The organism is Altibacter sp. HG106, from assembly GCF_028561755.1.
Lineage (GTDB): Bacteria > Bacteroidota > Bacteroidia > Flavobacteriales > Flavobacteriaceae > DFVG01.
This window is the reverse complement of record NZ_JAQQTD010000005.1, coordinates 78,983-101,248: the sequence shown is the minus strand read 5'-3', so window position 1 is coordinate 101,248 and position 22,266 is coordinate 78,983. Positions and strand designations below refer to the sequence as shown.

At 44.0% G+C, this 22,266-nt stretch carries 14 protein-coding genes; 13 read left to right on the top strand and 1 reads right to left on the bottom strand.

Features of this window, described 5'->3' with window-relative positions; genetic code table 11:
* Window positions 1-68 precede the first annotated feature (68 nt).
* The gene (locus PO830_RS09615) at window positions 69-2,447 is read left to right on the top strand and encodes a GAF domain-containing protein (protein ID WP_272853348.1); all 2,379 of its coding nucleotides are present in this window, start codon (window positions 69-71) and stop codon (window positions 2,445-2,447) included.
* On the opposite strand, the gene PO830_RS09610 is transcribed toward PO830_RS09615, so the two are convergent.
* Complete coding sequence (locus PO830_RS09610) at window positions 2,437-3,660, bottom strand: Pycsar system effector family protein (RefSeq protein WP_272853347.1); 1,224 nt, start codon at window positions 3,658-3,660, stop codon at window positions 2,437-2,439. The two genes, PO830_RS09615 and PO830_RS09610, sit on opposite strands and share 11 nt — an antisense overlap.
* A gap of 54 nt (window positions 3,661-3,714) precedes the next feature.
* On the opposite strand from PO830_RS09610, the gene PO830_RS09605 reads away from it, so the two are divergent.
* The 12 genes from PO830_RS09605 (at window position 3,715) to PO830_RS09550 (ending at window position 22,264) form a co-directional block, all read left to right on the top strand.
* Window positions 3,715-7,374, top strand: a complete 3,660-nt coding sequence (locus PO830_RS09605; protein WP_272853346.1) for a phosphoesterase — start codon at window positions 3,715-3,717, stop codon at window positions 7,372-7,374.
* A 9-nt stretch (window positions 7,375-7,383) separates the two neighbouring features.
* On the top strand, window positions 7,384-11,103 hold the full coding sequence (locus PO830_RS09600) for a metallophosphoesterase (protein ID WP_272853345.1): 3,720 nt from the start codon (window positions 7,384-7,386) through the stop codon (window positions 11,101-11,103).
* 9 nt (window positions 11,104-11,112) lie between these two features.
* Window positions 11,113-14,766, top strand: coding sequence for a phosphoesterase (locus PO830_RS09595; RefSeq protein WP_272853344.1), 3,654 nt, complete (start codon window positions 11,113-11,115; stop codon window positions 14,764-14,766).
* A 128-nt stretch (window positions 14,767-14,894) separates the two neighbouring features.
* Window positions 14,895-15,689, top strand: coding sequence for a 3'(2'),5'-bisphosphate nucleotidase CysQ (gene cysQ, locus PO830_RS09590; protein ID WP_272853343.1), 795 nt, complete (start codon window positions 14,895-14,897; stop codon window positions 15,687-15,689).
* Window positions 15,658-16,107, top strand: coding sequence for a DUF2061 domain-containing protein (locus PO830_RS09585; RefSeq protein ID WP_442870086.1), 450 nt, complete (start codon window positions 15,658-15,660; stop codon window positions 16,105-16,107). The genes cysQ and PO830_RS09585 overlap by 32 nt, the downstream gene beginning before the upstream one ends.
* Window positions 16,108-16,110: 3 nt before the next feature.
* Window positions 16,111-16,710 carry an adenylyl-sulfate kinase gene (gene cysC, locus PO830_RS09580; RefSeq protein ID WP_272853342.1) on the top strand — a complete coding sequence of 200 codons (600 nt, stop codon included), beginning with the start codon at window positions 16,111-16,113 and terminating at the stop codon, window positions 16,708-16,710.
* Window positions 16,703-17,608, top strand: a complete 906-nt coding sequence (gene cysD, locus PO830_RS09575) for a sulfate adenylyltransferase subunit CysD (protein WP_272853341.1) — start codon at window positions 16,703-16,705, stop codon at window positions 17,606-17,608. The genes cysC and cysD overlap by 8 nt, the downstream gene beginning before the upstream one ends.
* 183 nt (window positions 17,609-17,791) lie before the next feature.
* Entirely contained in the window at window positions 17,792-18,157 is a 366-nt protein-coding gene (locus PO830_RS09570; protein ID WP_272853340.1) for a four helix bundle protein, read from the top strand.
* Between the two features lie 80 nt (window positions 18,158-18,237).
* Entirely contained in the window at window positions 18,238-19,494 is a 1,257-nt protein-coding gene (locus PO830_RS09565) for a sulfate adenylyltransferase subunit 1 (RefSeq protein WP_272853339.1), read from the top strand.
* Between the two features lie 5 nt (window positions 19,495-19,499).
* Window positions 19,500-20,066 (top strand): CatB-related O-acetyltransferase, encoded by a 567-nt coding sequence (locus PO830_RS09560; protein ID WP_272853338.1) that lies wholly within the window; start codon window positions 19,500-19,502, stop codon window positions 20,064-20,066.
* A gap of 6 nt (window positions 20,067-20,072) precedes the next feature.
* Window positions 20,073-21,362, top strand: a complete 1,290-nt coding sequence (locus PO830_RS09555; RefSeq protein ID WP_272853337.1) for an oligosaccharide flippase family protein — start codon at window positions 20,073-20,075, stop codon at window positions 21,360-21,362.
* Window positions 21,362-22,264, top strand: coding sequence for a sulfotransferase domain-containing protein (locus PO830_RS09550; protein WP_272853336.1), 903 nt, complete (start codon window positions 21,362-21,364; stop codon window positions 22,262-22,264). The genes PO830_RS09555 and PO830_RS09550 overlap by 1 nt, the downstream gene beginning before the upstream one ends.
* The last annotated feature ends 2 nt before the right edge of the window (window positions 22,265-22,266 follow it).

Genomic DNA, 22,266 nt, shown 5'->3' with positions numbered 1-22,266 from the left:
GAACCTTAATATGTTAGGTGCGGAGTCGAATAATTAAGTACTTTTAATTTATTGATAGAAATTTGATGATGAAATCGAACGAAAGGGATTTTCCCTTAGACATAGAAATTAGCTTTAAAAAACTCTTTGATGCCTATCGTGAGCGGCTCGAGGATGCACATCCTCTTGTGCGCGAACGCGCTGAAAAAGTAATCGCGATCGCCGATGAATACCCGGTACTTTCCGAAGGATTGGCGATGGGAGAAACAGCTAAGTATCAAGAACAGATTGATTCGATTACGCAGGATCTGTTTCCCGAAGTGCTTCAGAGTAATGAAATCAAGATAGCTACCTCTCCTTTTCAGGAAGATATTTTCCGTTCTACAGCGCGCTACCAGAAGATTATCAAAGAGGCTGGAGCCGAGTATCAGCTGGAGCTTTCCAATTTCAATGACGATCAGTATTATTTGATGGGGTGTAGCATCATTCTTCAAAACTACTACGGAAAACATTTCGATTTCCGACGTCCTTTTTACTATCAAATTCCAGATCATTCCGGAATCATGCGTTTTTACAAGGTGTTGTACAATGCTGATTTTGTAACCATTGAAAAGAAAAAAGGGACTAAGGATATTTCCGAAGAGGACCTGCAATCCTTAATGGACAATTTTGATAATGTCAAATTGTGGAAAAAGATTTTCCCGCCGAATAGCTGGAAGTTTAGCGGCTTCGTCATTGCTAATATGTTTGATGCTACGGCAGACGTGTCGCTATCTGATTTTAAATCGAATTTAATTCAGAAGGACACCAAAGAGGCGACCTTCGCACCTGAATTTCGACGTATCATGCGTTCGTTGTTTGGCGATAATGAGTTGGATGTAGGGTTTACACTCTACAACAAGGAAGACGACGAGTTTTTACCGACAAACCTACAGACCAAGAGCTATATTTTAGAAGGCAAGGACGAGGCTTCCTGTCAGGAGGCACTATGTGATAAATCGTATTACACCCTGTTTAAGAAAAAGGCGTTCTATTGCATTTCTGATGTTCCGAAATTCGCGAAAGAATACCCAGACAATGTCTTATACGCGAAATTGCTGCGTCAAAATGTGAAAAGCGCTATTATCACTCCCGTGGGAAGTGATGATGAAATATATGGAATGTTGGAGATTGTGTCTCCAAAAGCGCGTGCTTTGAATAGCATTAATGCAAACAAACTGCACGATATTATGCCGTTCTTGATCGATTCGGTAAAACGATCGAAAGAAACGGTGGAGAATGAAATAGAGTTATTGATCCAGGAAGAGTGTACCTCCATTCACCCAAGCGTTCATTGGAAATTCCGAAGAGAGGCGCATCGGGTCCTAAAAGCGCAAAATTCGGGCTTCAATGCTTATTTTAGAGAGATCGTATTTGAAGGGGTGTACCCATTGTACGGCCAAATAGACATCAAGGAGTCTTCCAACATTCGCAACCAGGCCACCATTAAGGACCTTATGCTTCAATTGGAATACATTCAAAAGGTAATCGATTCGGTTCACAAAATTGAAGCCCTTCCTATCTATGAGCAGATGCGTTTCCGAATAGAACAATATTTGGAGAACCTAAATGAAGAATTGCAAGTTAATAGTGAAAAGCAAGTACAGCAGTTTATCCGAAAGGAAATAGTCCCCTTGTTTAATCACCTTCGAAAGAAGAACGAAAATCTGAAGGCATTAATACAAGACTATTACGAGATGATCGACATGACATCCGGATTGGTGTACAAGCACCGTAAGGATTATGACGAATCGGTCATGCAGGTGAACAAGAAGTTAGCTGCCATCCTCGACCGCAACCAAATGGAAGCGCAGCAGATGTACCCGCACTATTACGAGCGCTTTAAAACAGACGGCGTTGAGCACAATATGTACATAGGCGAATCGATTACACGACATAATACGTTTCATAAAATCTATCTGTACAATCTGCGCCTATGGCAACTGCAGGTAATGTGCGAAATGGAAAATCAATTCTATCGTTTGAAAGAAGAGCTTCCCATCCCTATGGATGTGGCGTCAATGATCTTATCGTTTAATAGTCCGTTGGCACTCAGATTTCGAATGGATGAAAAGCGTTTTGACGTAGATGGTACGTACAATGCACGCTATGAAGTAGTGAAAAAACGTGTAGACAAAGCGAACATTAAAGGGACCGATGAGCGCATCACGCAAGCGGGGAAAATAACCATTGTTTATTCACAGCAGGAAGACGAGAAGGAATATATGAAATATGTTGCCTTTCTTCAGAAGAACAAACGTTTGAATAAGGACGTGGAGATTCTAGAACTGGAGGACTTACAGGGAGTAACGGGTCTAAAAGCTATTCGCGTGGGAGTCATTTACTCGAAGCAGAAGGACAACGAGAAAAAGTACTACACCTACGAAGATCTTATTGAAGAGATCAACACCCAACAGCCTACTGAGTAGGTGTCACCATATTGGAAACGTCGTCAACACCCACATCTGCGAGTCCGAAGGACACTCCAAATGCGATGATTGATACGATAGTCCCTATGACAAAAATGGTGTAGGTGAGTCGTAAGATCCTATATTTTCGATCTAAGACGACACCTAGAAAGTACAAGTCTTTAGTAAGCGAAGAATACACATAATCACGGTCTTTCAGTAGCTCTTCAATGGCCCATTCGTATTCCGACAATTTCATTCTGTGAAAGTTTCCGAAGAAGGTCAAATTCACACTCTTATTAGCCACATCTTCTTTGGTAAATTCTCCACGTGTCACATTGGGACGGGTGGCGATCACAGCGAGGATCATAGTAGTTGCACTAGAGATCACGAAAATGGTTGTAGGCCATACAATGAAGGGGTTAGTATCAAATTTTGAAAACAGATTAGCGAGAATCAGAGAGATGATAATCGCATTTACAGACAGCAAGATATTGGCCTTGGTATCGGCTATATCGCTCAATTTAATATGATTTCGAAGGGCGACACGGTAAAAGGTCTGAATGCCGCGTTCCGGACTCATATCCTTGTATTTGGCCTTCAATTTGGCCTTGACCTCTTCTTTCTTTAATTTCTTATTGTCTTTTTTTCTGTCTTTCAGCAGATCGGCCAGGTTCTTTTCTTTTTGTTTTTGCCACTCTTTAAGTCCGTATTCACTATAAAACTTATGCTTTTCTGTCAATAGCTTTATATTTTCATCGCGCCATTCCCTCGGGGTGAAGTGTTCCACATTCTGAGAGATATATTCTTGTCGCAAAAATTCACTGGCTTCTTTAAAGTAATCTTTTCCGAAGTGTGACGCATCGGCATCTCTAATAGCCTCTTCGAGAGGTCCTTCCGGAGTTCCCTTAAATTTCGTCGCCATGATGCATCTCTCAACGCCTTCAATGATGTCTTTTTCGACTCCTTTTTCAGTGAGAAATTCGTGTGCAATTTTGACACTTTCTTCCTCATGACCCTCCCGGGTTTTTATATAACCTGTATCGTGCAATAATGCCGCAAGCCGCAGTATTGTTGCATCTTTAACAGAAAATTGTGAATGTTCAATGATTTCGTTTATACTTTTATAAACACGTTTACTGTGGGTATAATTATGGTATACAAAAGAGCTGGGAAGCTCTTCTTTAAATAGCTGTTGAATGAAAGAATCGGCAGCTTTTATTATGTCACTCATAGATCGTCTTTTATAGAACCAAATTACTAAAAATAACCCCGTTTAATTTTCCGTATGAACAAAATTAACATCATTATAACTTTTCTGGCAGCAGCAATTTGGGCGGGTTGCGCCACCTATAAACCTCAATATAAAGATTCCAATCGGCAATCACAATCAAACCTTCCAAACACCGAAATCGACGAAACTTTTTATGTACTAAGTGATCTGGGTTTTGATGCCGAAAAAAATGCCCTTCCTGCCTTTCAGCGATATCTTGAAAAGAATGCTACCCAGGACGACCACGTATTATTTCTGGGAAATAGTTTTGTAAAGAGCGGGGATAAACTTTCCAAAAAAGACATCGAAGCACAACTTGCAGCCGTTTCAGATTTTAAAGGAACGGTTTATTTTCTTCCTGGGGAAGGAGAATGGCAACAAGGGGTTGATGGCCTTGAAGATATTGAAGATTTGTTGAAGGAGGTGCGCGACCAGGAAGATATTCTGGAACCCAATAACGGTTGTCCTTTAAAAAGCATTGAAGTTGGTGACGATGTACAGCTGCTCTTAATAGACAGTCAGTGGTATCTGTCTGATTGGGACGAATATCCCCAGATGAATGATAAATGCATGATCAAAACGCGCAGCAAATTGTTTATTGAAATTGAAGGGGAATTAAAAAAGAACAAAGAAAAAACCATCTTATTCGCCATGCATCATCCCATTTTAACGAATGGACCCTATGGCGGAAAATATAGTATTAAGAATCACCTGCTTCCACTTCCCGGTTTGGGTACTTTTCTTACGCAAATTAGAAATCAGGGCGCTATCGATATGCAAGATCGATACAACGAGCGCTACGCAGAACTAATGGATCGATTAGAAGTGTTAGCGAAAGATCACAACCGACTTGTATTTGTGTCGGGGCACGACCGTTCCCTGCAATATATCAATGGAAAACGACTGAAACAAGTAGTGGCCGGTGGCGGTAGCAAGCCTACCCCAGCTTCCGTCGCAGAATACGGGGAGTTTAGTTATGGCGGATTAGGATTTGCTAAACTGGACGTGCTTACCAACGGAGCTACCCAACTCACCATGTTGAAGGCAAACGATGATGGTTCTTCTGAAGTACTCTTTCAGAAAGAAATACTTCCGAAACCAAGAACCTACGACCTTGAAACCTTGCCGGAAACCTATCCACAAACCGTCCAGGCTTCGGTATATAACGATAGCCTCGTAGACCGCACCGGATTTTTCAAAACCTTATGGGGAGAGCATTACAGAGCGGTGTATGGCAAAAAAGTAACAGCGCCCGTTGCCATGCTTGATACCTTATACGGCGGATTAACCGTAGAGCGGGCCGGAGGGGGGCACCAAACTGTTTCGCTTCGATTAAAAGGAAAAGGGGGGCGTGATTACAATATGCGCGCCTTAAAGAAAAGTGCGGTGCAATTCATTCAAACCGTACTCATCAAAGACCGTGTGGTGGAAGTTGGTTTTGAAGATACCGTTCCAGAAGACCTTATTTTAGACTTTTATACAGCCGCACACCCTTATGGCGCTTTTACCATCCCACCGCTGGCAGACGCGGCCAAAGTGTTCCATACCAATCCAAAATTGTATTATGTGCCCAAGCAAGCAGCGCTTGGCAAGTTCAATGAAACCTATGGAGATGCCTTGTATATGATCGTTGAACGCCCGGATGAGGAGTACGATGGGGCGATTTTCGACTATGCCGATGATATTGAAAGCACCGATGACATGCTGGATAAACTGCGTAGCGATGAAGAAAATATACTCGACGAACGCGCCTACATGCGTGCTCGGATTTTCGATATGTTGATTGGGGATTGGGATCGTCATAACGACCAATGGCGTTTTGCCGAATATAAAAAAGACAACGGTACCGATGTCTTCGTACCGATTCCACGGGACCGAGATCAGGTGTATGCTAATTTTGATGGCGGACTCCTAAACGTGATTCGAACACTATTCAATACGGCGCGACAGTTTCAGGTGTATGGCCCTGAATTAGAACATACCAAATGGTTCAACAGTGCCGGAATTAAGTTGGATCGTGCGTTTATTGAGAACTACGGAAGAGAAGGCTGGTTAGAAGAAGCAGCCTACATTCAGCAGAATGTAACCGACGCCGTAATTGAAGAGGCGTTTAGTGCGCTTCCGGAAGAAGTTCAGGATGAAAGTGCCGAACAGATCAAATCGAACTTAAAAGGACGCCGCGATAATATTGTTACCATTGCAGGCGAATACTACGACTACTTTTCCAATTTACAAACCGTTACCGGAACTGACAAAGATGATTATATAGAGATCATCCGAATGCCAAAAGGCAAAACACAAGTTATTGTGTCTCGTATTAAAGATGGCGAAAAAGGGACGCAAGTCGTCAATAGGACCTATGATAAAAAAGACACCAAAGAACTTTGGATTTACGGTCTGGATGATGACGATGTCTTTGAGGTTAAGGGCAACGGGGATGCTCCTATCTTTATTCGTATCATCGGTGGGCAGAACAACGATACCTATCGAATCACGAATGGAAGAGCCATTAAGGTATACGATCAACGCAGTAAGAAAAATACCATCGAAGAGCGAGGTGGAGCGTCCTTTCGACTCACCGACAACTATAACTTCAACACCTACAATTACCTGAAGGAGAAAAAAACTACAAACTTGTTACTGCCGTCGGTTGGATTTAATCCCGATGACGGCTTCTTGATTGGGGTAAGCGATGTATTCACGGTGCAAGGCTTTCAGCAGAATCCGTTTGCGCAGCAACACCGACTCGCAGTTGGATATTATTTCGCTACTTCGAGCTATAACCTGGAATACTCTGGAGAGTTCGCCAATATTTTTGGGCAATGGAATTTCCTTGTAGGGGGTGAATTCCGAAATCCAAATTTTGCGGAGAACTTCTTTGGCTTCGGAAACGAAACGGAAAACCTGGAATACGAATTTCCCGACATGTTTGATCGAGATTACAACCGGGTGCGCATTGGGAAGTACGGCGGAAGTATTGGAGTACAGCGCGATTCACCCTATGGAAGTCTCTTCCGCTTTCAAGCGAAATACGAAGCTTTTGAAGTAGAGGGAACGCCCAATCGATTTATCACACAAAATCCGCCTATAGAACTAGATGAAACAAAATCGTTTGCTTCTATTGAAGGAACATACGAATACGAAAGTTTAGACAACGCTGCCAATCCAACCCGAGGAATGTTCTTTCACCTTACCACCGGAGGGACACAAAACACAGAAGATAGCGACCGTGTTTTTGGCTACGTAGTGCCGCAGTTGCGATTTTATAATTCTTTGACAGCCGATCGAAAATTGGTGCTTAAAACACAAGCCGTAGGACAATTCAACATTGGTAATAATTTTGAATTCTATCAGGGAGCACAATTGGGGCGTGATTACGGTTTGCGCGGCTACCGTCGTGATCGATTTACGGGACGAAGTGCCGTGGCCGGGAATGCAGACCTCCGCTACAGTTTTAACAGCTTTAAGACAGGCTTGGCTCCGGTTCAAATAGGAATCTTTGGTGGGTATGATGTAGGGCGTGTATGGGTGCCCAATGATACTTCCGATGTCTGGCACAGCGCGTATGGAGGTGGTTTTTGGTTGAATGTCGCAGATCTGGTGAGTGGAACGGTTAATGCCTTCGCTTCCGATGAGGGGATCCAATTCTCCTTCCGTGCGGCAATTTCTATGTAAGAAAGAATTATGACGAAAGTAGTTCAGTACGTACTCATATCCCTTGTATTTATCGCTTCGGCGTGCGCTACCTACACGCCACAATACGCAGATGCTGAAGCCAAACCTCAGTTTCCGAAAGGGAAGACTATCGAAAAAACGTTTTATTTGGTGGGAGATGCCGGTATTTCACCGGCAGACCGTCCCAGTGACGCGCTCGTAGCCTTTCGGAAGTACATTAGCGATGAGAACGAAGACACTAAAGGCGATTACACTCTTTTTCTTGGAGATAATATCTACCCAGATGGATTGCCTCCTGAAAATGATCCACTGCGAGAGATCAGTGAGTACTACCTAGATGCGCAAATTGAATCGTTACAAGAGTTTCAAGGGGAGACCTATTTTATTCCCGGGAATCACGAGTACTATAGCGGGGGAATCGAGGGAGTGCTGCGACAGCAAGCCTATATTCAAGAAAATTTAGACAAAAACGCCTTTCAACCTACCAATGGGTGTCCATTACAAAGTTTTGCCGTTTCTGATAACATTCAATTGATTCTAATTGATAGTCAGTGGTACTTGGAAGACTGGAACCGCAATCCCATCATGAATCGCGAATGCGAGATCAAATCTCGGGAAAAGTTCTTTATTGAATTAGAGCTGGAGCTCAATAAAAACCGAAATAAGACGGTAGTTTTCGCCATGCACCACCCCATGTTTACTAATGGAACTCATGGTGGTTATTATGCCTTAAAAAAACACCTATATCCCACCCAAAGAAAAATTCCGCTACCCGGCCTGGCGTCGCTAGTGGCTCAGGTGCGTGCCCAAGGCGGGGTGTCTGTACAGGACCGCTACAACGAATTGTACAATAAATTTATGATACGCCTGTCGGAAGTCGCTAAGGCTCACGGTAGAATGGTTTTTACTTCCGGTCATGAACACACCCTTCAGCACATTGAAAAAGAAGGGCTAATCCAAATTGTATCCGGGTCGGGCGCAAAGCAAGGGTACGCCGCCTTAGGCGAGGATGGTTTGTTTAGTTATGGCGGACAAGGTTTTGCGGTACTCAATGTATTTACAGATGGCTCTTCTTACGTTCGATATTACGGGGTAGATGCCGAATTAAACCCAAAACTCCTCTTCGAAAAGAAATTATATGCTCCTTACGAATATTACGGAACAAACAATCTCCCCTCAACATTTGAACCCACGGTAACGGTGCCCATATACGAACAAGACAGCTTAACCCAAACGCTGTTTTTTCAGACGGTCTGGGGAGAAAAATACCGATCCGCTTATGGAACTCCTATTGAAGCGTCCGTCGCGCAACTCGATACCTTATACGGCGGATTAACCGTATTGCGTGAAGCGAGCGAGTCGTCCTTCAAAACCCTTAGGTTGCGGGATGCCAGAGGCAATGAATATCGAATGCGTTCTCTCAAGAAAAACGCCCTTCAATATACGCAAGAGCTTCCGCAGGAACAGGCCTTAGAAGAAGGAGAGAAACTATCGGAAGGTTCAAAAGTAGACCTGCCCGATTCGTTCAACGAACAATTTTATACCGCCTCACACCCGTATTCGATTCTAGCCATTGGCCGCCTGGCTGAAGCTGCTGAACTCTTTCATAATGAACCACAGCTTTTTTACGTTCCGAAGCAAAAAGCACTGGGGAACTACAATAATGATTTTGGAAATGAGCTGTATGTGATTTCATTGTTGCCCACTGAAAGCAGTGAAGGGGAAAGCAATTTTCAATATCCGGATGATGTAGAAACTACAGACGATATTCTTCTGAAACTCCGTCAAGGAAGGGAGATCGCGCTCGATGAGGAAGCTTATATCAAAAATAGATTGTTCGACATGTTGATTGGGGATTGGGACCGTGAACCCGATCATTGGCGCTGGGCGGAGTATTTTAGAGCCGATAGCGTCAATGTGTACGTGCCTATTTCGAGGAGTAGAAATGACGCTTTTTCTTCTATGGAAGGAACGGTGATCGATCTGGCCAGTTCTATCTTCGGAAACAATTATCGCCGTCATTTATACAATCAAGCCATGCCAAACGTAGCTTGGTTTAATGAGGAAGGAGTGAAGCTAGACCGCGCATTACTTCAGGGAAGCGGCAAACCTCAATGGCAATTCTTGGCGGCAGAACTTCAACAACAAATTTCCGACCGGGTCATTGACGCTGCCTTTGAGGCCATTCCATCGGAAGTACGCGACGAAAGCTTAGAAGACATTAAGGCTGCGCTGCGTCAGCGTCGCGAAAGCCTGGTTGAGATTGCCGGGAATTATTACGATTATTTGTCGAGCCTACAAACCTTTGTGGGTACCGACGGGCCCGACTATTTTGAGATTTTACGGCAGAAAGACGGTAGCATCACTATTCGGGAATTCGCCTACAAAGAAGGGGAGGCAGGCACGCTATTTACCGAGCGAACCGTCACCCCAGAGCAAACTAAAGAAGTCTGGGTGTACGGGCTGGATGGCAATGATAGCTTTCGTATTGAAGGCGAAGATAGGAGTCCGATTCTGGTGCGCGTTATTGGAGGTCATGGAGATGATACCTATCAATTGATCAACGGAAGCGGAACGAAGGTGTACGATCATGAAAGCCTGCCAAATACCATCGCAGAGCGATACCGTGGAAATATTAGATTTACCGACGTCTACAACTTAAATACCTACGAATACCGAAAGCAAATATCGAAAACCCATCTCTTCAATGCTGCTGCCGGTTACAATCCCGATGATGGATTCCGACTGGGAGGGCAGTACGCGTACGAGCTGAATAGTTTTACACAAAACCCGTTTTCTCAAAAGCATGTGGTGAATGCCGGATATTATTTTGATACGCAAAGTTTTGATGTTTTGTATGAGGGGGAGTTTGCGAATATTAAAAATGATCTGAACCTTCATATCGGTGCCCGAATAACGAGTCCGAATTACATCGAAAATTATTTTGGCTACGGAAACGAAACTGCCAACTTTCAAGATGCATTAGGCTACGATGCCAACCGTGTGGAAATACAACGGCTGAGTGCTGAAGGGGCTCTGGTTCGAAATTCGAGTTTTGGTAGTTTCTTCAAACTTCAAGGGAAGGCCGAATCGGTTACCATCAATAGTCCCATTACCGGAAGCACCAATCCCGGAAATGAAACGCGTCCTGAGGAGACCGATTATTTTGCCACAGTAGAAGGTATCTATAGCTATCGCAGTTACGATGATCCGCGTAATCCAAGGCAGGGTATGATGTTCGATTTGAATGTGGGGGTTACCGATAACCTTCAGGATATCGATCGCGTTTTTGGATATTTAAACACCCGATTGGGCTTTTATAACAGCCTGATTAAAAATAAGAAACTCGTTTTACGTACCAACGTGCGCGGGCAATTTAACTTCGGAAATAGATTCGAATTTTATCAAGGCGTTCGTTTGGGGGCGAACAATGGCTTACGAGGGTTTCGGGAAGAAAGATTTACCGGAAAGTCTTCCTTGGTTGGAAGTGCTGATGTACGGTATAGTTTCGACGAATTCAATATCTCTTTGGTTCCGGTTCAAATTGGTGTCTATGGTGGTGCCGATCTGGGCAGGGTGTGGACACCCAGTGGCAATTCGCAACGATGGCATAATGACTATGGAGGCGGACTCTGGATCAACGGTCGTGGCGGCATGAGTATTACCGCTAGCTATTTTAGAAGTACCGAAGGCAAACGAATTGTATTCGGACTTGGATTTGACTTTTAACCCCAAATGATGAACAAACAATACCTCTTTCTACTCGCATTTATAGTGCTTCAAGGATGTGCTATCAAAGGTGTGATGCTGGAACCCGAAGCGAATTCGGAAACGACCCAGCCAACCCAACAGGTCGTGCAACAATTTTTAATAGTGGGAACTACTTATAAAGGGTCTCCGCAGCTTTTTGACGCTATGGAAACAACCCTGTTGGAAACACAAGCCAAAAATCGATTTCTGATGGCGATGGGCGACAACGTAAAGGCTAAGGACTCAGCCGGTATGGTACAGCAGCTAAACCCACTGATTGATCTCGCTCAAAAAGCCAACGCGTATCCTTATTTCATACCGGGAAATTACGACTGGGGGTATGATAAGAACGACGGACTAGAAGCCATGGAAGATTATTTGGAGGACCGCATGAAAGCAGACGACGTGCTTACCCCCAATAATGGTTGTCCGCTCGAAAGCATCGAAATTGGTGACAACATTCAATTGATCATTATTGATAGTCAGTGGTACCTAGCCGATTGGGACAAGCACCATAAAATGAACGATAAATGTGAGATTAAATCGCGCGAAAAGCTCATGTTGGAGGTAAAGGGAGAAATTAAGAAAAATGCGAACAAATTGATCTTTGTGGCGATGCACCACCCGGTATTTACCAATGGATTTCATGCTGGTCGGTTTTCCTTTCGCGATCATATATTCCCGCTGCAAGGAAGGATTCCCCTCCCCGGTGTTGCGACCTTGATCAATCAAATTCGATCGCAAGGAGCCGTTTCTATTCAAGATCGCTTTAACGTTCGTTATAACGAATTCGCTACCCAATTAAAAGACTTATTAGATAAAGAGGATCATAGAATCGTCATGATATCCGGGCATGAAAAGAACTTACAGTACATAGAACAAGGGCCGTTCAAGCAAATCATCTCAGGTGCCGGTGGCGGTACACGGCCGGCGACTACCGGAGACAATGGTATCTTTTCCTACGGAAATTCGGGCTACGTAAGTATTGAGGTGTATGAAGATCAGAGCACCTGGGCGTCGTTTTACGGCCTCGAAGGATCCAACCCCAGGCTTTTATACCGTCAGGAAATTGTGGCACCGGTAACGCCTCCAACCTTTGAGGAGCTGCCTGAAACCTATCCCAAAACCTACGACGCTTCGGTCTACGAATTGGATGAGGTAGAAAAAACCGACTTTTTTAAATCGGTTTGGGGTGAGCATTATCGCGATGTCTATGGAACAAAAGTAACCGCTCCCACCGCTTTATTGGATACCTTATACGGCGGATTGGAAGTTATTAGACCCGGTGGTGGAAATCAAACGCGTTCCCTTCGCCTGGAAACCAAAGATGGAAAGGAATACAATATGCGGGCGCTGCGGAAGAGCGCTGTACAATTTCTTCAGAATACCGCTTTTCAGGGTGTCGATGGAGAACAGTATTTTACCAATACCGTACCCGAAGCATTGATCCTCGATTTTTATACCGCTGCTCATCCGTATGGCGCCTTTGCGATTCCTACGCTGGCGGAAGCCGCTCAAGTATATTACACCACGCCACAGTTATTTTATGTTCCGAAGCAACGAGCGCTGGGAAAGTACAGCGAGGAGTACGGAGATCAATTGTATATGATCGTTGAGCGTCCTGCGGAAGAATACAAAAACCGTCGAAGTTTTGGATACCCGGACGATGTGGAAAGTACCGACGACCTGCTAATGAAACTACGGGAGGATGAAGACTATATTTTAGATGAAGAAACTTACATCAGAGCCCGCATCTTCGATATGTTGGTAGGGGATTGGGACCGACATAGTGATCAATGGCGCTGGGCCGAATTTGAAGATGAAGACGGAAACCTGGTGTTCGAACCCATTCCGAGAGATCGCGACCAGGTGTTTGCGAATTTCGACGGACGCTTCCTCAATGTCCTCAAGAACATCATGGGAAGTGCCAACCAGTTTGGCGTCTATGGACCCGATATTCAGGATGTGGCCTGGTTCAATGCAGCGGCTTCTCAATTAGATCGTGCGCTGGTAAAACGAAGCGATCGATCAGTATGGGTTGCACAAGCACAATTTATTCAGAGAGAAATCACTCCAGAAATTGTAGATCGCGCGTTTCGTCAGCTACCCGAAGAGGTGCAAGACACTACAATCACCCAAATTAAAGAACACTTACTGGCGCGAAAAGAGAATCTGGAATCCATTGTGAACCGGTATTATGACGAATACCTGAAATTCCAAATGATCACTGGAACCGACAAAGACGATCATTTTGTGATTGAACGTTTTCCCGATGGGCGAACCCAAATTATCGCCTATCGCATCAAAGATGGAGAAAAAGACGATGTATTATTTGATCGTACGTTTTCTTCCGAAGAAACTGAGGAACTCTGGCTGTACGGCTTAGATGATGACGATGTATTTGAAATCAAGGGAAGTGCGAAGAACGCCATTCTACTCCGCATTATTGGCGGTCAGAACAAGGATACCTATCGTGCTTCCGAAGGCAAGAAGATAAAGATCTACGATCAGCGCGCTAAAAAGAACGAAGTTGCCGAAAAAGGTGGGGCACAAGTTCGCATGACCAATTTCTATGAGGCCAACCTGTATGATTACACCAGAAAGCCAACGTCCACAGGGAGTATCGAACTAGGGGTAGGATACAACCCCGATACCGGAACTTCCTACCATGCGGGGTATGGGAAAGAGAAGGTGAAATTTATCGCTAATCCGTATGGAAGCTACATGCATGTTGGATTTAATTATCACAGTATTACACAGGGAATAGAAGTGATGCTCACCAAAAAGTACGCGGCTATTTTTTCGGATATCAATTTTATGGCAGAAGGACGCTTTACCAGCAAGAATTTTACACGGAACTTTTTTGGTTTCGGAAATGAGACACGCTATGAGGAAGCTACCACTAGTTTGGATTTCAATCGGGTAAACCTGGAACAATACGTGGGAGCTGTAGGCCTGGAACGGGAGGGCGATTATGGGAGTTTCTTTCAATTGAAGTACCGTCTGCAGGGAACTCAGATCATTCCGAATGGTAAGAACGTGATTTCGAATCTTTCTTTGAATCAAACAGATCGAGACTATTGGGGTATTCCAGAATTCACATTTCGCTACGAAAATATTGACGATGACGCGCTTCCTACCAAGGGAATGGGATTCTCTACATCTATAGGAGCTATTGATCATCTCCAATCTACGCAACTTTCGGGCTTTGTTAACAGCAGCGTACTGTTCTACAACGCATTGTTAAGCAATCGACGGTTGGTGCTCACTACACAGGCACAGGCACAACTGAGTTTAGGCGACCAACCCGTCTTTTATTTGAGTCCGAATCTCGGTGCTTCCAATGGATTGCGGGGATACCGTAATCAGCGATTTACCGGATTTCACGCTGCACTGGGAAAGGCAGATCTTTCATATCGCTTTCAGAAAATGAAAACATTTTTGTTTCCGCTTTCCATTGAAATTTACGGAGGATACGATATAGGAAGGGTGTGGACCACTTCCGATACGTCTGATGTATGGCACGATGCCTACGGAGGTGGAATTAAGATGTTCTGGACCCACGCCTTGCAAGGTCGTGCTAGTTGGTTTACCGGTGAAGATGGCAGTCGCGTAACAGCCGCTTTTGCCTTTCAGTTTTAAAAAACACACAAAAACCTACAACAAACTGAAAAACAATATGTTAAACATAGGTCGATCTAGGTAATTAACGCGCTATCACCCTTGATGTTAGGGCAATTGTTGTATCTTTGCGCGCTCAAAGCAAACCTATGAGTACCTACTTAGAAACAGCTATTACGGCAGCGATAGCCGGTGGAAAAGAAATTATGTCGGTCTACAATTCGTCTTTTGAAGTAGAACACAAAGAAGACGACTCCCCATTAACACAGGCCGACAAGAACGCCAATGCTGTCATCAACACATTTTTGACAGAGACACCAATTCCAATCATTAGCGAGGAAAATAAGCAAACCGACTATGCCGAGCGGAAAGATTGGACGCAGTGCTGGATCGTAGATCCATTAGACGGAACCAAAGAGTTTATTAAGCGCAATGGCGAATTTACGGTCAACATTGCCTTGGTGGAAGCCGGGTCACCCGTGGTAGGCGTTATTTATGTTCCTGTTTTCAAAACCTTGTATTTCACTAATGAAACCGGCACCCAGGCTTTTAAAGCTGAATTGGAAACCGAGCATGAATCGGTTGCCGAAATCATGAACCTAGCAACGCCCTTGCAACCGCAACGCCCCAATGGAATTGTAAAGATCGTTGGGAGTCGCTCGCACTTGAATGATGATACGCGAGCTTTTATTGCGGAGGTGGAAGCGGAACAGGAAGTGGAAATTGTATCAAAAGGCAGTTCTCTGAAATTCTGTTTGGTTGCGGAAGGAAATGCCCACATCTATCCGCGCTATGCACCTACGATGGAGTGGGACACGGCGGCGGGTCAAGCTATTTGTCAGGCCGTAGGGGTTTCGGTGCTAAACGCCAAAACGCAAGCTCCAATGAAATACAATAAAGAACATCTTTTGAATGATTATTTCATTGTTCAATATGGCGGATAAGTCGCATTTACGGCACATCACAAAAGCCATCACCTGGCGTATTCTCGGAACCCTGGATACTATTTTGCTTTCATGGTTCATTACGGGAAATGCGCTTACGGGCTTGAAAATTGGAGTTACCGAAGTGCTTACCAAAATGCTGTTGTATTACCTACACGAACGAGCCTGGTTTAATATCAACCTGGACAAGAACGGCAATTTGCGGGAGAGCCATAAGCGCCATTTGGCGAAAACTATTACTTGGCGAGCGGTAGGTACTACCGACACCATGATCATCTCCTGGATCATTTCAGGAAACCCCTTCACCGGACTCAAAATTGGTGCGGCCGAATTAATTACTAAGATGCTGTTGTATTACCTGCATGAACGGGCCTGGTATCGAATTAATCTCGGACTCGATGAACGTCAAAATAACTAAGCTATGGAAAACATTATTCCACATCACTTTCAGATCACTAGGACGCAGCGAGAAGCACTGATGGGACATCCCAGCTATGTTTTATGGTTTACCGGACTGTCAGGTTCGGGTAAGTCGACAGTCGCCAACGCGGTAGAAGAAGCGCTGTTCCGAAAGGGCATGCATACCTATTCACTGGACGGTGATAATGTTCGGAAGGGATTGAACAATAACCTGGGCTTCTCTCCGGAAGATCGAACCGAGAACATTCGTCGTATTGCGGAGGTAGCCAACTTAATGGCGGATGCCGGTTTGGTAGTACTGGCAGCTTTTGTTTCTCCGTATGAAAAAGATCGTACGATGGTGAAGCAAACGGTAGGAGATACGCGGTATATCGAAATTTTTATCGATACCCCTTTGGAAGAATGCGAGCGTCGGGATGTGAAAGGATTGTACGCTAAGGCGCGGAAGGGAGAGATCACTAATTTCACAGGGATTAATGCGCCGTATGAAGCGCCTGTTTCACCTGATATTCAAATTGATACATCAAAAGTTTCGCTAACTGAATCGGTTGCGATAATTTTGCAATACCTAGAAGATAAACTGAACCCTAATCATGAGTAAATACTATTTAAATTACCTCGATGAACTCGAATCAGAAGCCATTTATATCCTTCGGGAAGTATGGGCGCAATTTGAAAACCCGGTCATACTTTTTTCAGGAGGAAAAGACTCCATCTTGGTAACCCATTTAGCAAAAAAAGCATTTTATCCGGCGCGAATTCCGTTTCCGTTAATGCATGTGGACACGGGACATAACTTTCCCGAAACCATTAAATTTCGTGATGATTTGGTAGCGGAATTAGGGGCTCAACTCATTGTAGGTTCGGTTCAAGAATCGATTGATCAAGGTCGGGTGGCAGAGGAAAAAGGAAAGAATGCAACGCGAAACGCGTTACAGATCACCACCTTATTGGACGCTATTGAAAGCAATAAGATTGATTGTGCCATCGGAGGAGGTCGCCGTGATGAGGAAAAAGCACGTGCGAAAGAACGATTTTTTTCGCATCGTGATGATTTCGGACAATGGGATCCAAAGAACCAACGACCTGAGTTGTGGAATTTACTCAATGGAAAACACTTTGAAGGAGAACATTTTAGAGCGTTTCCGATTAGCAACTGGACCGAAATGGATGTGTGGAATTATATTTTGAGAGAAAACATTCAGATTCCATCACTGTACATCGCACACGAACGTGAAGTAGTATGGCGCAATGATTCCTGGATTCCGAATTCCGAATTCTTAAAATTGGAAGAAAACGAAGAAGTGGTCACCAAGAAGATTCGTTTCCGGACACTGGGAGATATTACCATCACCGGAGGAATTGAGTCGGATGCCGATACCCTGGAAAAAATCGTGGCCGAAGTAGCTTCTATGAAACAAACCGAGCGAGGGAACCGAAGCGATGATAAACGCAGTGAAACAGCGATGGAAGATCGCAAACGACAAGGATATTTTTAATAGTGAATTGGTGAATTGGTGAATTGGCGAGTTGGTGAATTGGTGAGTTGGTGAATTGGTGAATTGGTGAATTGGTGAATTGGTGAGTTGGTGAATTGGCGAGTTGGTGAATTGGTGAGTTGGTGAGTTGGTGAGTTGGTGAGTTGGTGAAATAATTCACATAAACGAGTAAATAAGTAAACAGTGGCTTCAAATTTTGAGACTTTAGAGTGTTGGAAGAGCTGTAATGACTTAAAGACGTATATACGGACAGAAATTTTGTCATATTTGCCCAAAGAAGAAAAATATCAGCTGTATTCACAATTGCTTCGGGCAACGCGCTCAGCAACTGCAAATATTGCAGAAGGATGGGGACGGTACCATAGTAAAGATCAAATTAAATTTTTAATACAGGCAAGAGGTTCTGTAGCGGAAATTTTGGACCACTCTTTAGAAGCAGTGAATTGGGACTATATTTCCGAAGAAAAATTAAAAGAAGTGCGAGTTAAAGTTGACAAAAGCCTGAAACTAATTAATGGATATATCAGGTTCTTAAGAAACAATATCTAAATAGAGTTAACCTAGCGAAATTTCAATACCTAGTTCACGAAATAACAAAATAACAAAATAACAAACTAACAAATTAACAAATGGCAATAGATAACAACCAGTTACTACGATTTACTACCGCAGGAAGTGTCGACGACGGAAAAAGTACCTTGATCGGTCGGTTACTGTATGATTCTAAAGCGATCTTTGAAGACCAGTTGGAAGCTGTAGAAACCACCAGTAAGCGAAAAGGACATGAAGGTGTTGATTTAGCGCTATTCACAGACGGTCTAAGAGACGAACGCGAACAAGGGATCACTATCGATGTTGCTTATCGGTATTTTACAACCCCTCGAAGAAAATTTATTATTGCTGATACTCCGGGACATATTCAGTACACCCGTAATATGGTGACTGGCGCCTCCACAGCGAACGCGGCATTGGTATTAGTGGATGCACGAAATGGTGTGATTGAACAAACTAAACGCCACGCGTTCATCGCATCGCTGCTTCAAATTCCACATTTGATCGTCTGCGTGAACAAAATGGATTTGGTAGACTATTCCGAAAAACGCTACGAAGAAATCATCGCCCAGTTTGAAGAATTCTCTTCGAAACTATACACAAAAGATATTCGATTTATTCCCATTAGCGCCTTAAACGGTGATAACGTGGTGAATCGTTCTGAAAACATGAGTTGGTACCAGGGAGCGCCGCTATTGCACACGCTTGAGCATATGCACATTAGTAGTGACATTAACAAAGTAGATGCGCGTTTTCCGGTGCAAACCGTAATCCGACCCCAAAGTGAAGAACATCGTGATTATCGCGGCTACGCCGGAAGAGTGGCCAGCGGCATTTTCCGCCCAGGGGACAAGATTAGTATCCTTCCTTCGGGCTTCAATTCAACGATCAAGAGCATCGATACGATTGATGGCGAACTAAAAGAGGCCTACGCGCCCATGTCGGTTTCCATTTCGTTGGAAGATGATATCGATATCAGTAGGGGCGACATGATTGTGAAAGAGAACAATCAACCTACGCCCACCCAGGAATTTGACGCGATGATCTGTTGGTTGCACAACGATACCGCAAAACCTCGTGCAAAATATGTGATTGTTCATACGGCGAATGAACAGCGGGCGATGATCAAGAATGTGTTCTATAAGATCGATATTAACACGTACAATAGGAATGAAGAGAACAAAGACCTAGAGATGAATGATATCGCGCGTGTCACGGTGCGTACCACACGTCCCTTGATGATCGATGAGTACCGCGACAACCGAGTTACGGGTAGCTTTGTGCTGATCGATGAGAGTACGCACGAGACCGTTGCAGCGGGAATGATTTTATAGTCATTATGATAGTCTTCAAAGGTAGAAAAGCTACGATTCAACGATGGATCCTCAAGATTGCGTCTATTTCGAACAATTCAGGAACTTATATTGGTCGTGGATCGCGAATTGTTAATGGTTTCTCTATCGGCGAAGGTTCAAGGGTTAATGGGGCGATCACGGTAAAAGGTTCGGGGCGCTGTCACATCGGGAAATATTGTGCTATTGGTGATCAGGTAAAGATTATTACATCAAATCACAGTACACAAACCGTCAATCTTCAGTATGCGTTAGCAAAAAAACTTGGGTTTTCCAGTCCCATGGATGAAAAGAAGGATGTAACCATTCAACACAATGTTTGGATTGGGGACAATGCGTTAATTCTGCCAGGTGTGACCATAGGAAACGGCGCTGTAATTGCAGCGGGAAGTATTGTCACAAAAGATATTCCACCCTATGCTATAGTTGCCGGTGTTCCCGCGAAGGTAAAGCGATTTCGATTTGAAGAGGAAAAAATTCGTCATATCGAAGCGTTGGAATGGTGGCATTGGACGCATGAAGAAATGAAGAATCATCCCGAACTTTTTCAATAAGATGTTTTGAAGCTATTCTCTCGAAAGGACATAAAAACAGCCTCGGTATCTAGTATTGCCATTAAATTTGGAGCTGCGTTTTTTACGTTTCTGAATGGAATCTTGCTAGCGCGAATATTAACCGTAGAGCATTTTGGGTACTATATTCTAGCGCTAACCACTATTACTTTACTATCGGTTCCAATTACTGCCGGACTTCCCAATCTCATTACTCGATACGTTTCCAAGTATGAGGTTCACGATAATTATGATGCGATAAAGGGACTTCTCATCAAATCCCATCAATATGCAGGGATAGCGATTCTTGTGGTTGCAGCCATTTCGGGGTTACTGTATGTTGTGTGGTGGAAAAATCTCGATACCGTACTCGTAGAGACGGTTGCGCTCGCTTTTTTATTACTCCCTTTATTAGGAATTAATGCGTTGCGAACTGCATTTTTACGAGGGATGAAGCTGATTTTAATGTCTGAACTTCCAGACACCCTCTTCCGTAACCTACTTCTAACCGCCGCTCTTGTGATCTGTTGGGCCTTTAATATGAACTTAACCCCTCAGGATGCAATGTTGCTCCAAGTAGGTGCTGCTTTCGCAGGCTTCGTATTAGGATACGTTTTTCTCCATCGTTCGCTTTTACGAAAATTGGCATCTGTAACCCCAATATTTAATACGAAAGAATGGATCAAAGAAACCATTCCGTTTACCGTTAACAGCGGCATCCAAATGGTAAAAACTCGGTTGCTTACTTATGTCCTAGCCATCTTCGGAAGTGTGGAGGCCGTCGCGCTTTTCGAAATTGCTTGGAGAGGTTCTTCGTTGGTTTCCTTTACTCTGGATGCCTTGAACAGAGCCATTGCCCCTTTTGTTTCGTCGGCCTATGAGCGTGATCAGAGAGCCTCTTTGCAGCGCATTGTGAAAAAAACGGGGCGTATTATCTTTGCCTGCTCGCTGCCAATAGCATTAGTTTTTATGCTTGGCGGAACAACCTTATTGGGGTATGTCTTTGGTGCAGCTTATGAAGCTTCCTATTGGGCGCTATTTATCATGTGTGTTGGACAACTCTTTAGTGCCATGACAGGCTCCGTAGGATTGCTATTAAATATGACCGGAAATCAAGGGGTGTTTTCCAAAAACAATCTTATCTTCCTGATTGTAAATGTTATCATTAGCATTCCGTCAATACTTCTCTACGACTTGGAAGGTGCTGCATTTGTCTATAGTGTGATTCTCGTGCTACAGAATATCATCCTATGGCGATACGTAAAAAAACACCTAAACATTAACACCGCTATTATCTGATGCCTACTGAGACCAACAAACCAAACTTGTTTCTACTGGGTGCCCCAAAATGTGGAACGACGTCAATGATCTATTATATGTCACAGCACCCCGAGATCTTTATGAGTCCAGAGAAAGAGCCTCATTACTTCAATACTGATAGCGGCCATCGGTATTACTTTGACTTAGATTCGTATCTGTCGCTGTTTGACGAGGCCTCACAAGAACATTCCTATCGATGTGAAGGCTCTGTTTGGTATTTGTATTCCGAAGTAGCTGTTCAAAATATTTTAGCATTCCATCCGGACGCTAAATTCATCATCATGCTTCGCGAACCCAGCAGCATGTATTTTTCACTGCATCAGGAGTTACTGTATGGTGGGAGTGAAAATGAAGCATCTCCTAAGACAGCATGGGACTTACAAGCGCTTCGGAAGGACGGGAAAAGGATCCCGCTGGGTTGCTCAGATCCGCGTTTGCTACAATACGGCGACGCTTGCTCCTTAGGAGCCCAAGTAAAACGCGCGCTAAACTACATTCCGAAAGAGCAACTCCACCTTATATTCATAGATGATCTTAAAAATGATGCCGATGCCGCCTTCCTTAAGCTACAAGCGTTTCTTGGCGTAACTCCGGTTTCTTTAGACTCCTACGACGTAGTGAACAAAAAGAAGGTTCGAAAAAGCTATATGCTGTCGCAATTCCTGATCGCTGCGACCCAATTGAAAAAACGCTTGGGTATCAAAGGGGGGCTCGGACTCGCCAATGCCATAAATAAAAAAAATGTGGCGCATGATGTTTCGCTGACACACGAGGATAGTGCCGAGATGATCCCGATGTTAAAAGCCTATTTTCAGAAGGATGTTGCGCTATTAGAACAACTCTCCGGACGCGATTTGTCTCATTGGAAATCCAACGCCTAGCC